12 protein-coding genes and 1 tRNA gene are annotated in these 15,267 nt (G+C 37.1%); 5 read left to right on the top strand and 8 right to left on the bottom strand.

Annotated elements, in window-relative coordinates; all coding sequences use genetic code 11:
• Window positions 1–70: 70 nt before the first annotated feature.
• From Q8S11_RS17775 to Q8S11_RS17745, 7 genes are all read right to left on the bottom strand, one after another.
• A complete protein-coding gene (locus tag Q8S11_RS17775; protein ID WP_305663465.1) occupies window positions 71–760 on the bottom strand; it encodes a hypothetical protein in 690 nt (229 codons plus the stop codon).
• A gap of 148 nt (window positions 761–908) precedes the next feature.
• Entirely contained in the window at window positions 909–1,862 is a 954-nt protein-coding gene (locus Q8S11_RS17770) for a putative phage abortive infection protein (RefSeq protein WP_305663464.1), read from the bottom strand.
• Window positions 1,863–1,879: 17 nt separating this feature from the next.
• Window positions 1,880–2,989, bottom strand: coding sequence for a hypothetical protein (locus Q8S11_RS17765; RefSeq protein ID WP_305663463.1), 1,110 nt, complete (start codon window positions 2,987–2,989; stop codon window positions 1,880–1,882).
• The gene (locus Q8S11_RS17760; protein WP_305663462.1) at window positions 2,986–3,267 is read right to left on the bottom strand and encodes a hypothetical protein; all 282 of its coding nucleotides are present in this window, start codon (window positions 3,265–3,267) and stop codon (window positions 2,986–2,988) included. The genes Q8S11_RS17765 and Q8S11_RS17760 overlap by 4 nt, the downstream gene beginning before the upstream one ends.
• 214 nt (window positions 3,268–3,481) lie before the next feature.
• Window positions 3,482–4,654, bottom strand: coding sequence for a hypothetical protein (locus Q8S11_RS17755; RefSeq protein WP_305663461.1), 1,173 nt, complete (start codon window positions 4,652–4,654; stop codon window positions 3,482–3,484).
• A 32-nt stretch (window positions 4,655–4,686) separates the two neighbouring features.
• A complete protein-coding gene (locus Q8S11_RS17750) occupies window positions 4,687–5,766 on the bottom strand; it encodes a site-specific integrase (protein ID WP_305663460.1) in 1,080 nt (359 codons plus the stop codon).
• 67 nt (window positions 5,767–5,833) lie between these two features.
• Window positions 5,834–5,907, bottom strand: a tRNA-Met gene (locus tag Q8S11_RS17745).
• 189 nt (window positions 5,908–6,096) lie between these two features.
• Here Q8S11_RS17745 and Q8S11_RS17740 point away from each other — a divergent pair.
• The 3 genes from Q8S11_RS17740 to Q8S11_RS17730 all read left to right on the top strand — a co-directional run bounded on the left by Q8S11_RS17740 (window position 6,097) and on the right by Q8S11_RS17730 (window position 9,310).
• Complete coding sequence (locus Q8S11_RS17740) at window positions 6,097–6,477, top strand: START-like domain-containing protein (protein ID WP_305663459.1); 381 nt, start codon at window positions 6,097–6,099, stop codon at window positions 6,475–6,477.
• A 26-nt stretch (window positions 6,478–6,503) separates the two neighbouring features.
• The gene (locus Q8S11_RS17735) at window positions 6,504–7,937 is read left to right on the top strand and encodes an LptF/LptG family permease (protein ID WP_305663458.1); all 1,434 of its coding nucleotides are present in this window, start codon (window positions 6,504–6,506) and stop codon (window positions 7,935–7,937) included.
• Window positions 7,938–8,104: 167 nt separating this feature from the next.
• Window positions 8,105–9,310 carry a bifunctional 3,4-dihydroxy-2-butanone-4-phosphate synthase/GTP cyclohydrolase II gene (locus Q8S11_RS17730; protein WP_305663457.1) on the top strand — a complete coding sequence of 402 codons (1,206 nt, stop codon included), beginning with the start codon at window positions 8,105–8,107 and terminating at the stop codon, window positions 9,308–9,310.
• Window positions 9,311–9,314: 4 nt separating this feature from the next.
• On the opposite strand, the gene Q8S11_RS17725 is transcribed toward Q8S11_RS17730, so the two are convergent.
• The gene (locus tag Q8S11_RS17725; protein WP_305663456.1) at window positions 9,315–13,745 is read right to left on the bottom strand and encodes a translocation/assembly module TamB domain-containing protein; all 4,431 of its coding nucleotides are present in this window, start codon (window positions 13,743–13,745) and stop codon (window positions 9,315–9,317) included.
• Window positions 13,746–13,834: 89 nt separating this feature from the next.
• Between Q8S11_RS17725 and tsaD the strand changes: the two genes are divergently transcribed.
• Together tsaD and Q8S11_RS17715 are read left to right on the top strand one after the other, a co-directional pair.
• On the top strand, window positions 13,835–14,836 hold the full coding sequence (gene tsaD / locus Q8S11_RS17720) for a tRNA (adenosine(37)-N6)-threonylcarbamoyltransferase complex transferase subunit TsaD (RefSeq protein WP_305663455.1): 1,002 nt from the start codon (window positions 13,835–13,837) through the stop codon (window positions 14,834–14,836).
• 54 nt (window positions 14,837–14,890) lie between these two features.
• Window positions 14,891–15,061, top strand: a complete 171-nt coding sequence (locus Q8S11_RS17715; protein WP_305663454.1) for a hypothetical protein — start codon at window positions 14,891–14,893, stop codon at window positions 15,059–15,061.
• The last annotated feature ends 206 nt before the right edge of the window (window positions 15,062–15,267 follow it).

The raw sequence follows: 15,267 nt of genomic DNA, 5'->3' as shown, positions 1-15,267 counted from the left end.
TACCGCACACAGAATAGAACTTATGGGTGAAAGTCTAAGAAAAAAAAGGTAAAATTGTCAGGCCTTCAGATCATAAGGCCAAAGTCATATTAAAGGGGGTCAGTATCCCCGGTACGGGGTCAGCATCTCCGGAATCTCCAGAAAGTGTCACGTCAATAGTAAATTTATTTACATTTTTAAGTATATCGGTGATCTGGTGTTCACTTGCTAATAAGGGCACTAATAATTTTCGTTCTCTTGTTTTGTCAGAATTATACAGTTTTTTAGCAGTAGTATAAAAAATTGAGATGCTAGATTGATTTTTTAATCTCATCATTTCAATGAAAGAATGAAGCATCGCTTTGTATATCTCCTTGTCCCAAAAGAAATTTCCGAAATGAATTATAAAATTCGTTATCGAAATATTTTGTCCAAATTTATAAATGTCTATGTTGTTATCATAATAGACGGGTTCCATTATTTGGTCAACAATTTGAGCCACTGTAGCAAATTCTTTATGCGTGACAGAAGATAGTACATTGGTTTCTGTTATTAGTGGATGGTTCAGGAATTTTATTAAAGACTGTCTGCCATTTTCACTTTCTTTTAATTTCTTAAAATGAAGTTCTGAATTTTTGTCAAATAGAGAACTTAATTCTAGAAGCTCGGTCTGTGAGAAGTTATTACTTGATAGTGTAAAAACAACTTGATCAATATTCAACAAATCTTGTCCTGTGTTGCCTGCTTCATCAATGTAAATGTCGACTGTTTCTGTGGTCATACAATGGCATATATCGCTTTGCAGCTACACGGAGGCAATGGTTTTTAGCACTGAACTGTCAACCAAGTAGACACCTTGATAAAAGCATGAGGCTTGATTTAACCTCTGAATCGTCGCTTTGGGGTAGGTGTTGTTGGCATGATGTTTTCTATTCTCCATATGCACTAATTTCATATTCACTTCTGTCTCTTTCGTTTATTAGTAGTGAGTCGTCTAGGTTTTTAAAAATTGCAAATTTCTCAACAAGTGGTTTAAACTTTTCACGGCCGTGAATATGTAAACAATTATAAAATATTAGAATTTGCTCATAACTTGATAACTGTGCTCTTGCAATTGCAGCATATTGTTTTTTGTCTTCAATGTCAGAATTGTCAATGAACTTAAATATTCTATAAATAGTTCTGTAATAATGGCTTAAGTCTGCTTTTTCATTTTCATAAAGACGACTAAAGGCTTTAAGAGTTTGATTTATTGTTGCAGACGAAAGGTTATCATTAGAACTTGATCTACCGTGAACTATTTCTGTTAAATGTTTTCTAAGTCGTTTATAAAAAACATTCAAACACTCTCTACCAGTCGTTGTAACTGCTTTGGTGGTTGAATTTCTCAAATCAAGTGAATTGACGATAGAGTTAAATAAACTTATTAGTTGAAAAAATGTGTTTTCAAAACGTTGTTGCTTTAAGGTGGAATTCTGTTCTTTCATTTCCGCCTTTTGTCCTGCTAATTCTAGGCGAGTATATTTAACTTCCAATTGGCTATACATAATTTCTAATTGTTGGTTTAGGATTTGCTGTTTTTGACCTAGAAATGCGATGTAAATAAAAAAAAGACCCGCTAAAGACCATAGAGCAGCAACAGTTCCTGACATAAAATCACCAAGTTGATTAATACCAAAACCTGTTTCTTCATTCTTGCATAGATACCAAAAAATTGAAAGTACTCCTATTAAACCACCACCAATGACAAATGTCCAAGCCCAATTGGTATATTTTTTAATTTGCTTTGACAATACCGTTAACTCGCTATCAATTTCATTTTGTCGAGTTTCAATTCTCTTTACGGAAATTTCAATTTCCTTTTCAATTTTATTTTCCGTCATAGTTTTGCTTGTAATTCCTATGCAGGGTCTAGGTCTGTTAATTTTACAACTCTAGGCCTTATTTCAGTGCCTTTTATCTTAACTTGTTCCCCCCAATATTTTTTTACAATGTCACCAAGTCCTTCGGGAACAGAAATCGAATAATTACCTGTTCCTTCAACTTTCAGTTTTATATTGCTTTGTTCTTCGTTTGCAGCATAAAGTCGTCCTATTAACTCAATTTTATTGTCTTTATCTTGTTTCGACTGGGTATCTTCAAAAATATTTGTTTGTATATCACTTCTGATTCTTGTGAATTGAACATCTTTTGGAGCACCTTCTCTCAGAATAGTTAAACCAACTAAATTTACTTCTTCACCGTCTGGTGCAAGTTCTTTCGATAGGCTAATAAAATTTTTAAAGTAGGATTCATCTGTAATTTTATTACTAAGTTCTTCGTATGAACCTGAATTAACTAGATTTATGTTGTCCACTAAATCTTCAATAATTTCTATTGAATTTTCAAAACCTTCAAGTTTTAGTTGATCTGCAGGGACACCTAGTCTAATTGTAAATGCAAAACTCGCTGCTCTTGGAACTGACAAATAAGGCTGGAAATTCATTTTTATTAATTTAGAAACATCTCCTTTGCTGCGAAAGGGTTTGCCTGTTTTTCTTTCGGCAGTTCTTAGCGTTAATTTTTCAAACGTATTTAACTTGTCAAAAACCAATTCTGATTTTGCCATACCATATCCAATGCCGCGTCCTGCAATAACAAGTTGCAACTCTGTTGGGCTAATACTAATTCCTTGTAATTTCAAATGTCTTTGGAAGTAAAGTTCTTCAAGTAAATTTCTTAATTCTTCGGCTATTTCAATAGGTGGGCTGCCATACAGTGCCAAGCAAATCAACTTTTCAGCGTCATTAAAATTGTCAGAGTTCATTGCTAAAGAGGCTGCACTTTTAAGTAAAACCGATATTGTCGGCTCACCAATATTTTCATTTTGAGCTTGTAAGGCCGCTTCCTTTTCAAGTTGAAAAGCTTTTGAAAAAAGTTCAATAGCAACATTTAACTTTCCATTAAATTTTTTAATGAACGCTAGGTCAGCATACTCGATTGCTTTATTATGTAATTCTTGAACTGTCATTTTCTTGAGCCAAAATTAGCAATTGGTTTACTAAATTCTACGATTCCTACATAAGCTGGTATTTTCAGTGAATCTGACTGTTCTGTCTGCTTTACCTTTACTCTATAGCGATTATTTATGTCTTTTGACTTTCCGTTAAAGATACCTGAAACTTCAAGTCTTGCCTTTCTTTGAAAAAGAATATCATCCTTATCGCCTAGCCAATAGTCAAAACCATTTTTTCTTGCTGATTTTTCTATTATTGTGTAATCTGTTAGCTTTAATGCAAGTAATTCCACCTTGACCGTTGAATAACTCTTTTTTTAAATCACGCATTTTAATGCATTTAAGTTGTTTACATTTGTGTTCTTTCAAACTCGTCTGCAGACTTACAAGCTGCTGCACCTTACGTACGATGAGCTTTCTTGGTGTTTGTTGTCACAAATTTATGTGCTATTAATGCACTGTTATAGAACTAGTTATGCAATGGACTGAGTGATTAGATAAGTGATATTACTCGGCCACTTTCTTGATGATCTCGGAGAATTGAGATATGATTTTCGACTTGTTAGCGGTGTTCTGAACGTGATTAAAGGTGTCGAGTAATGTATCAGAAGTTATAGTATGTTGAAACTTTCCTTTAATCAAGACTAGTCCCAGCAAGCTGAACAGAGAATAAATAAAAACCTTCATATCCGTACTGATCTCTCCACCTCTCTGTGGCTTGAACATAAGTTTATTCAGGTGGAGATAATCACTAATCAATAATGAGATTTCACGGAGTATGCTATTATGACTACTTCCAATTCGGCTATTGATAAACTTATTCAGCTTATTGTATCCTTTAGCATTGAAGCTCTGCTGAGAGACTATCCTAAAGAATTCAGTATTTTCTCGTTTTTCAGATGCTATCAAATCACTGAGAAACAACCGGACCATCTTGTCAGAATGTTGGTCAATAAGTGGAATGGAAGCTGTCCCGTGATCCGTGGTAGATATTAAGTTCGCTTTTATATAGGGGCTAAAGAATAAGCTTCTGGAGGTCTCTAATTGGGAAACGTATCTACCAGGATTGTTTATCTCGAACTCTATCTCAATTGCAATAAGCTTCTTAGTAAGTAATGGCCATAGATCATCGTCTATCAGTTTCAGATCCAGAGTACCATCTGTCTCAAATGCTTCCCGTTTTGACTTTTTAATCAGGCATAAAGCTCCTAATACATGGTCATCATCATGAGCAAAATCAAAGATGTTATGTATGGTTACTGTTGGAAAAGGTATTTTTAGGAGCTTAGTAAGTAGTTTAGCATTGGTGAGTTTGTCTTTCCTCCCAACTTTCTTTCGGGACTGAATCTCTTCGAAATAAGAATACATGCCACACAGAAACAAGATGTTGTCGAGATGATCTGGGGAAATGCCGTGTAGCTCAAGTAGTTTGCTCGTGATTGTTATTAAATCAGTAAGGTAGCTTTCATCATAGGTTGATGTGGCTGATGTTGTATCCTGGCTAATCTGGAATATTGGATACCGATACAGCTTGTCACCTGTATCGGTATAGCCTTTAAATAAATCCTGTTGGAAGTAGTAATGGTTGATGAATGTTTGGATATGGCCTTGCACAGGAATCTTAACATTAACTACAAGTTGTAGCTCTTTCCCATACTTTGTATCTACTATTGTCGCCATTTACAGCTAAGATAACCACTCACAATAAAGTTTTACAATTCAGGCATCACTAACTTTAGTTTATCGTTATTCATTTCTCCTAGTCCTCGAAGATATTTTAGAGTAACAGCCATATCGGAATGACCTAAAAGCTGTTGCAGTATGTAAATATCTTTTGTCTTGTGATATACTTTGACAGCAGCAGTGTGTCTGAATGAATAGAGAGTTTGGTTCGCCTTGATCTTGCCGTCTAGCTTAAGAGTCCTTTTAGCTCTTGACCATTGTGTTTTTAGATAGTCATAGTTAGGAAGCCAGGCTGATCCTGTAAGGATATATGATTCAGATGTAGAACAAGCTTCTATAAAAGGCAAAAGCTCTGAATATACGTAGTCTGGTATATGGACAACACGTACTTTCTTTCCTTTATTCTCCTCACCTGATAAATAAATCATCTGATCACGAATGTGTCTTAACTTTAGTAATCTGCTTTCTTCATGAGGACGAAGGAAACATCCATAAGCCAGCAAAGCCACTAAATGAAGTCTGGGATAATGTAATTTTAAGAACTCAAGAATCGGTAGCATCTGCTCCTTGGTGTAAACCTCATGTAGTTTCTCAGCATATTTCTTCTTTGCAGTTCGCGAGATTGTACCGGGCAATATAACATTCAAGTATTGCCTCTTATTCATGTAATTTCTGTTGGACGAATTATATAGATCGAGAAATGCGGTGATTCTCGCCGTAGACAGGCTGTCAGGCGAAGAGCTTTTTTCCTGCTCTGTCAAGAACTCTATAAACTGTTTAGCAGTTCCTTCAATATCTCTTGTGTAAGTTCTGCTATAGTTACCAGTTAGTTTGCTGTCTACAATCTTCTGAATGCTTTGTTCCAAGGTTACCGGAGCGTCCATTAGAGCAACTGCCTCTAATGGATTCCAGCCCTTGTCAAGTGCTTTCTCAAATTCAAACTTTAGCTTCTTTAAAAGCTTAACCTTATCTGCCTGGGTTTTTGCCTTGTTCGGGTAAATTGGCAATGATAATTTATTGCCATTGTATTCTCGTTGACGAATACCTTCATAATAGTAAAGCAGGAAGGCTCTTCCTTCCACTCCTTTAATTTCGATCTCAGTGTGCATGTTGACTCATTTGCTGACTCACGAGACATGCTTAAACTAAAAAAGGCCCTCAAAGGGCCTTTCTAAGTAGCGGGGAGCAGGATCGAACTGCCGACCTCAGGGTTATGAATCCTGCGCTCTAACCATCTGAGCTACCCCGCCGGATTTGTTTTTTCTTTGAGTATAAATACTTTATCTTGTGTCAAATCCTAAAATATTTCAGGATGCTTTTGGCACAAATTGTGTCATATTTTATACCTGTTCAAAACAGAGTTGCAAATATAGAGGAAATTACTTTCCTTTAGAAAAATTGGTGAAAATAATTCGCCGTGTATTATAAAAAGATGAGGAATGGCAGAAAAGATAAAGTTTAATATAGAGTATGAAGTAAAATCATCTCCCAAAATATTGTTTGGATTTTTAAATGAACCCAATGGCCTCGCACAGTGGTTCGCAGATGATGTAACTTACAGAGATCAGGTCTATACTTTTACCTGGGATGGCGAACAGCAAAAGGCTAAATTGCTTTCCATTAAAGAAAATAAACTGGTCAAATTTAAGTGGATCGATGATGAGCCTCATTGTTATTTCGAAATGGAAATTGTTCAGGACGAACTGACCAATGACGTTGCCTTGTCAATAACCGACTTTGCCACAGAGGATACTATTCAGGACCGCAAACTGATCTGGGATAATCAGATACAATATTTGATTAGTGTATTGGGTGCTTAGAGATTAATTTTCTCTATTTTTACATTGTGAAGAAAGTACACTTATTGGTATTTAAGGCCTTTTTAAGGCCTTTTATTGTTACCTTTTTCATTGTTATGTTCATTTTGTTGATGTTATTTTTATTCAAATACATCGATGATCTGATTGGGAAGGGTTTTGAATGGTATGTTATTCTGGAACTGCTGGTATATGCATCGGCAACTAATGTAGCTATGGCTTTGCCCCTGGCTATTCTCCTTTCCTCCATTATGACCTTCGGCAGCCTGGGTGAGAATTATGAACTGGTGGCGATTAAGTCTGCAGGAATTTCTCTTCAAAAGGCCATGATGCCTCTTATAATCGTTGTAGGCCTGTTGAGCCTTGGGGCTTTCCTCTTTTCAGATTACTGGCTTCCCAAAGCGAATTTAAAAATGGGTTCTTTATTGTATGATGTAAGAAACCAAAAGGCAGCATTCCTTATTAATGAAGGAATATTTAATACCAGTATTCCGGGCTATGCGATCAGGGTTCAGAAGAAAGATCCCGACCAAACCCTTCATGATGTCCTCATTTATGAACGGAATACCAGCAGTGGTAATATCAATGTGCTGATGGCAAAAGAAGGTCAGATGTTTACTACCGATGATGATCAGCTTCTGGTTTTGAAACTTAAGAATGGAAAGCGTTACGAAGAAACTCCCGGTTCAGACGGAATTTACAATCCACGGCAGCGCCTAATGAGAACTGAATTCAAAGAGACAGAACAGCGCTTTGATCTTTCCGGATTCCAAATGAAACGTACAGATGAGGAGCTCTTTAAGTCGAATTATGCGATGATGAATATCAGGCAGCTTAAATTTTATCTGGATTCCTTTAATGTGAAGGGCGACAGTAACCTTCGCTCTGCCTATACTGACCTTTCGCAGATTGCCCGTGTTTATCGTGTGGATACACTGAACAAAAAGACTACAGCAAAACCCCTGAAAGCCTATAAGGATGTTTTGGAGCTTATTCCCCAGAATAGGAAAATTCAATCACTCCAAACAGCGAAAGATCAGATCAGGTCAGTTAAAGACGTATTAAACCGTAAAGAGTTATATGCAAAAGATAATGACGTGAGGCTTCGGGGCTTTCTGATCGAACTGAACAGAAAATTTACAATGGCGGTGTCCTGTTTGGTACTCTTTTTTATTGGTGCACCTCTGGGAGCAATTATCAGGAAAGGCGGCCTAGGTTTACCCGTTGTGATGTCTGTCATGTTCTTCCTGATATACCATATTATTTCAACAATTGGCGAGAAATCAGTAAAAGAAGGTTCCCTTTCTCCTTTTTTAGGAATGTGGGCTGCAATTATTTGTCTCTCGCCCCTGGGGATATTCTTAACCTATAAAGCAACTGTAGATTCCGTTCTTTTCGATCTGGATGTATACAAGCGCTGGTTTAAACGCTTATTCTCTAAGAAGGATGAAAAGGCGACCTGAATGCCCATTTGATTTATTGCACTTTGCTGACCTATAAAGAATTGTTCGAAATCCTTGCTGCCGAAAAAATACCTAAATTTGTGCTTGTTAAAAACGGGATCACAGGTTATTTTTTTAATTAATTTCTAATCCATTCTGAAACCGTTTTCCAAATTAGCTCAAAAATTATGTTTAATACGATTGAAGAAGCCATAAACGATATAAAAGAGGGTAAGGTTATTATTGTTGTAGATGATGAAGATCGGGAGAATGAAGGCGATTTTCTTACTGCTGCTAGTAATGCCAGTCCGGAAATAATCAATTTTATGGCTACCCATGGCCGGGGATTGATTTGTGCCCCTTTAACCGAGGAGCGCTGTAAAGAATTGAGACTTGAGCTCATGGTTGGGAATAATACCGCTGCATTTGAAACTAATTTTACAGTTTCTGTCGATCTTATCGGACATGGTTGTACAACAGGTATCTCTGCTTCTGATCGTTCCAAAACGATTCTGGCACTGATTGATCCGAATACAAAAGCTGAAGAATTAGGTCGGCCAGGCCATATTTTCCCGCTTATTGCGAAACATGGAGGTGTATTACGCAGAGCCGGACATACTGAAGCTGCGGTTGATCTGGCTACTATGGCCGGACTTGAACCGGCAGGTGTTTTAGTTGAAATCCTGAAAGAGGATGGTGAAATGGCACGCTTACCTGACCTTTTAATCATTGCAAAACAGTTTGATCTTAAAATCATCAGTATCAAGGACCTGATATCTTACAGGCTTAAAACAGAATCTTTGATCAAGAAAGAGGTTTCTGTAAAATTACCTACTGAATGGGGTGATTTTGAGATGGTTGCTTATACACAAATCACAACAGGTGATCAACATCTTGCCTTAGTTAAAGGCAGTTGGGAAGAGGATGAACCAATTCTCGTGAGGGTCCACAGTTCCTGCATCACCGGTGATATTTTCGGATCATGCCGATGCGATTGCGGTCCTCAGCTTCATAAGGCAATGGAGATGATCGAACAGGAGGGGAAAGGAGTTATCATTTACATGAATCAGGAAGGCCGGGGTATCGGACTTATCAATAAACTGCATGCCTATAATCTTCAGGAGAATGGGCTGGATACCGTGGATGCTAATCTGCAATTAGGCTTTCCAATGGATCAAAGAGATTATGGGATTGGAGCTCAGATATTAAGAAGTCTGGGGATAAAGAAGATGAAGTTGATGTCTAATAATCCTACCAAACGATCCGGACTGATTGGTTATGGCCTGGAGGTTATCTCAAATGTTCCTATCGAGATTAAATCCAATATTCATAATGAACTGTATTTGAAAACTAAACGTGATAAGATGGGTCATACCATCATGAAAAATAGCTAATTCTCTATTTCATTTCCAGTTCTTCCGGTTTGATTGCTTCGCTGGTATCCCGGAGGGTTTTCTGATTTTCTTTATTTCGATCTTCCTTTCTTTGTTTACCTAAAAGAAAACTCAGAAGCTCATTGAAGTTTTCGAAGTTTTTGCGGTAGACCAATCCAATAGCGCTGACATATTCATCATTGCTCAGGTTATTCAGGAAATTCCGGTTATTAATTTTATTGGAGGCTCTAAGTACGAGATCACCATTCTTTGTGATCAGATAGAGTGCTTCAACATCACGTGCGACTGAGTTACCTCCACCGATCACATTGAATTCTGAGAAATTACCGCTACTATTGGCACGGTCGGTTATCCCACCTGTTAGAATTAGTCTGTCATTCAGTAAACGGAAAGAAGCACTTGCATCATTCAGAGAACGTATGTTCAGATCCACAAAGTTCAGGTTTAGCGATTGAGTCAGTATTGTATTTAACTGGTTAAAGAATAACTCTGTTCCCGCACTGATGAAAGTAGAAGTTGCAAAACCAATATCTGCAGCTTTACCTGCAGCAAATGAGCGTCTCACAATCAAACTTAAGGCCTGCTGATTGGTATTGTTCACATCGCTTAAATAAGATTGTAATTCATCCTTGATATAAGCATCTGCAGGAAAATTAATATCAAATGAAATATTGGGAGTCAGAAGGGGGCCGCTCAGGTTCATCACTGCTTCTGCCAGAACACGCTGATCGATAGCCGGTCTGCCTGCTGCAGCATACAGCGGGCCTAAGCTTGTCCGTACTTCATATAGCGCCTTCAAATTAATTGCCGCTTGTACAGGATTCCCTGTCCAGCGAATCGAACCACCCTCACTGATTTTAAAGATCTTATTGATAAAATCCTGTGCTGTAAAGGCAAACTTACCTGACGAAATATTGTAATCCCCATACATCTCGAAGTCACCAAGGCTGTTAATATTCAAACTTAACTGCGAATCACCGCGGCCTGTTAACTTTCCAAGTTCGGTGAAGATATTAACCTCTGTGTTCTCATCAATCTGTAATTCGAAATTCATAGTAAGCCCTTTAAATGAGGCTAATTTAGGCTTATTGAGGGAAGTGTCTTTAGACACAAAAGTGATGAAATCGGTTTTGCCTACTGTTGCGGAGGAATTTAAGGGGATGTTGAAAACTGTACCTTCTTCTGTTTTTGCGTCAATAATAATCCGCATATCATTTGTAGGCCCGTTAAAACTGAATACACCAGTTCCGTAGGCAACACCAAAATAAAGCGGGTTATCTTTTATGGTTGTATTTAATGCCATGAAGTTATTGGCTACAATATTGATATGAATCTCCGGATTATTGATGTTGGCCATATCTACTGTTCCATTTGCGATGGCTATATTTTCATTAATATCTCTGATTTTAAGATTATTCAACTTAATTACGGTGTTCTCAATCTCAATTTTGTCTGTTATGCGGTAAGGGGTTTTTAAATAATTAACCGTCATACCTCCATTTGTCAGAAAAAGGTCCCCGGTAATTTGAGGTTTGTTGAGCTTTCCGGTTACGGTAAGGTCGGCTGAAACTTTACCATTCATATTCGATACCAGATTCTTCAGGAATGGTTGGAAAAGCGCCACTTCATTGTCTTTCATTATGAGCTTCATATCCAGATTATTCTGGTCATCGCTGGCATTATAAGTTCCCGCAATATCCATGGTGGTTTCCCCATTATTCTCAACATTCATTTTAACATTGATCAGTTTGGTCGCATTGTCCAGTCCGGCACTAAGTGTCAGGTCACCAACGGCCAGATTATTATAATTCAGGCTGTCTATTTTAATAGCTGCTTCTAAATTCGGACTTGGCCCCAGACCGGCAATTTTGGCATTTCCGTTAAGTGTACCTTTTAAGGTTATTCCCAGAGGTGTAGTCAAAGGATTAAATGTGGTCAGCTTAAAATTATTGAACCCAATCAACAGTTCATCAGCAGGATCTTTGGAAATATAGCCATCTATGGTTATCATCTGATTATCCCTGAATAGTTCGAAACCAGTAATTTTTGTGCGTCTTAACAGGCTAAATTCCTGGTCTTTTGTGCGTCCATCATCAAAACTGAAGCTAACCTTTTCCTGAATTTTCCAGGTCTGGTTATTGATAATCACATCCGATGGAAGAATACTCAATTGTATTAGTTGATCTCCATTAGAAGTAAATTCTACCAGTGAGTTTAAATCGAGTTGGTTAATGGCATCTTTATCTGACAATTTAACGTTTAGATTCAGGCTGTCATTCTTTAAGATATTCGCAATGTTGACGTTTTTGATATAAAGGCTATCCGTTATATCAACCCTGTCGGATGTAATGAATATGTTCATTGCATCCGCTGAAGTACTCTCGTCAATAATCAAATTGTTAACCTTGATTTTATTGTATTGAATCAACTTAACGAATCCATTCAGATTGGCAATATTCGAATCTGACACAAATTTCCCATTAAAGTTTGCCTGCTCCGGAATTTTTAAATTAGGAGCAAAAAAGATACTCAAGGGTTCAAAATATTTGATTTTGAGATTAAATTCAAAATTCTGTTTTCCGGGATTAACATAAGTCAGACCAAGTGAAGGAATGTATTTACTGGCAACTGATTTAAAGTATGAAGGCAATGTCTTGAGATCATACTGCCCTTTGATACTCGTGTCAAATATATCAGATTCAATATTAAGGGAGCGGGTCAGTCCGGTTCCTATGGCCTTCAGATTCACTGAATCAATAACAAATGAGTTTTGTGGGTTGGTCAGGCGAATTTTTGTAAGCTCAACAAGGCCTTCAATATTTTCCAAATTTGAGCCGGTAAAATTCGTCTTTAAATCTGCATCAATCTGAACACTGTCTTTAATGAGTTTAAGATTATGAAGGTTTGCACCTTTAATTGAAGCGTTGAAATTGAAAACAGGAAGTGTTGGATTCAGATCTACCTTTCCGTCGAAATCCAAATTCACATTCGGGTCATCCACCAGAATCTTACCATCAAACACCTGGTTAACAAAACGGCTGTCAACTTTTATGTTGTTATATCGGTAATCCTTAAAATCAAAATAGTTAATATCAGCTTTTATTTGTTCCTGTAAGTTGTTTAATTTGAAACCTCTGCCATTGATGTCGGCTGTCAGTGTCGTTTTTCCAAGATCGCTTCTGTCAAGTAATTCTCCCAGGTTGAAGTCATAAGCCTTAACATTCCCGCTGTACGTTGGTACTGAAGCATTATTAATCTTCATGTTCACATCCGTTACGACACGTCCTAAACGAGTTTTAAATTCACCATAGGCTATAAAATCATTGAGAAATCCTGTAAATTTCCCTTTAAAATTAACAGTCCCGAATTTTTCAACCATTTGTGGTAATATCGAATTCTTATTCCCCGTGGCCCTGGCTATAATGAGATCAAGATCCTTTTTGTTAGTTGAAACCTGATCAAAGTCAAGTTCGAGCAGGGTTTGTTTTATGTTGGGAAGCCCCTTAATCTTGAAGTCACCTTTAACATATGTGGCCTGCCCGCTTTGTATAATCAGGCTTTTGGCTTTAAGGTCATTTACATAGCCGTTAATCTGCCCGTTAACCTGAAGAATAATCGATGATTTAGCGAGCTCAGGCGTAAAGTACGCAATGTCTGAACTATTAATCTTTGAATTTTGAAGGTTTGAGTTAATATATACTTTGCTGGTAAAATCATTGAAATCTTTAAAATCAGAATATTTCAGCAGGAGATAATCACTTATTTTACTGTCCTGAGTTTCAAGCACAAGTTTTTTTAACTCAATCTGGCTTGTATCAATTGCTGCATCGGCAGTCAGATTCTTCAGATAAAATCCACTTTTCTCCCTGAAGGTCATATTTCTGACTCCGGCTTTCATTATGTAGGATTTTGTGTCGAGATCCAGAATCGTTGTACTCAGATTGCTTATTTGAATATCATTGAAATTAATCCCTTTTACAGGATTGATATTATTGAAGTTTTTATATTTAAATGCAACATTATTTAAAACCAATTTAGCAAGTGTAACATTGTATGGTTTAGAAACCTTTTTTTTCGTGGTTTTGCCGCTGCTGAAATAGTTTAGGATAAAAGTCAGGTTTGTTGACTCGTCCTTGTATTTCTTTACAAAGAACTTCCCGTTTTCCATTTGCAATAGTTTAACGGTAATCTTGCGTTCTTTCAGTGAGAAATAATCTAGATCTACAGTGAATCTTGGAGAAAACAAGAGGGTGTCTTTTTCCAGATCCTGAATATACAGGCTGTCGAGTACCAATGATTTAAATGGCTTTATGTATAATGATCCCACTTCAACACGAGTGTTCAGCTCCTTTGAAAGATAGTTTGCAGCTCTTTTAGCAACAAAAGTTTGCACTGGCTTAAACTGTAGTGAAAAAACCAAAAGAGTTAGCAACATTATAAATGTTGCCAGTATCCAAAGGGTTATTTTTAGCGCTTTTTTGATAAATTTGTTTTTTAATTATTCAAACATTATTAATATACGTTTTGGCAATCATCCTCGGTATAGAATCTTCCTGTGACGACACATCAGCATCAATCTGTATTGATGGCAATATTTGTTCCAATATCATCGCCGGACAGCTTGTGCATCAAAATTACGGAGGAGTGATCCCCGAACTGGCTTCAAGAGTTCATCAGCAGAATATAATCCCAACTGTCCATGAAGCCATTTCAGTCGCAAAAATACATAAAAATGACATCGATGCTGTAGCTTTTACCCGTGGGCCCGGATTATTAGGTTCGCTATTAGTTGGTACCTCATTTGCAAAGGCATTTGCACTGGCAAATAATTTGCCTTTGATTGAAATAAATCACATGCAGGCGCATATTCTGGCACATTTTATTGATGAAAATAAACCGGAATTCCCTTTTTTATGTCTCACGGTTTCAGGTGGTCATACACAAATCGTGTTAGTCAGGAACTATTTTGATATGGAAATTGTTGGGCAGACCACCGATGATGCAGCGGGTGAAGCATTTGATAAAACTGCTAAATTATTGGGTTTGCCTTATCCCGGTGGTCCGCTCATTGATAAATATGCCAAACTGGGGAATAAGGACGCATTCAAATTTCCGGAACCTCAAATTTCCGGACTTGATTTTAGTTTCAGCGGACTGAAAACTTCCATTATGTATTTTGTTCGCGACCGGTTAAAGGAGAATCCTGATTTTTTAAAGGAAAATCTAAATGATGTTTGTGCTTCAGTGCAGGAACGGATTATTTCAATTCTGTTGAATAAATTGAAAAAGGCATCGGCTCAATATCAGATCAATACAATTGCCATTGCAGGTGGTGTTTCAGCAAATTCAGGACTGAGAGGAGCATTGACCGAGACCGCAGCTTCATTAGACTGGGACATTTATATCCCTAAGTTTGAATATTGTACCGATAATGCCGCAATGATTGCCATTGCTGCTTATTATAAGTATCTGAACAATGATTTTGTTGGGCAGGATATTTCGCCGATGGCCAGATTACAGTTTTGATCATTTTAATACCGGGTTTATAAATATTAAACACGAGATTTACAGTATAAATATATGAGCGCATCAAGTATAATTTTCTTTTTGATTTTTTTAATACCCCTAACCGGATTCCTGATCTGGGTTATGCGTCAGGATAAACGTAAAGGTAAGGTCGGCATGTTTATACTTGGCTTTATCGTCATAGTAGGGGTCTGGTTCATGTACCTCATGACTAAGGGGAAATAATCTTTTTCTTTTTAAATTCTTTTCATGCCTGATAAAATCCGATTTTCAGCTTCGTTTTATTAAGATTTTCTATAATTTTTCTGCGTAAATAAAATTTGGTTTAGACTCTATTAATGCCGATTTTGATTAAAATATTTTTTAATAGATTGGATAATTGGGGTATACATAAGCTCAAGCTTTGACACATTTAATTGCCAATAATGAAC

This window comes from Daejeonella sp. (assembly GCF_030695525.1).
In the GTDB taxonomy this organism is placed as follows: domain Bacteria; phylum Bacteroidota; class Bacteroidia; order Sphingobacteriales; family Sphingobacteriaceae; genus Daejeonella.
This window is presented reverse-complemented; position numbering and strand designations above follow the sequence as displayed.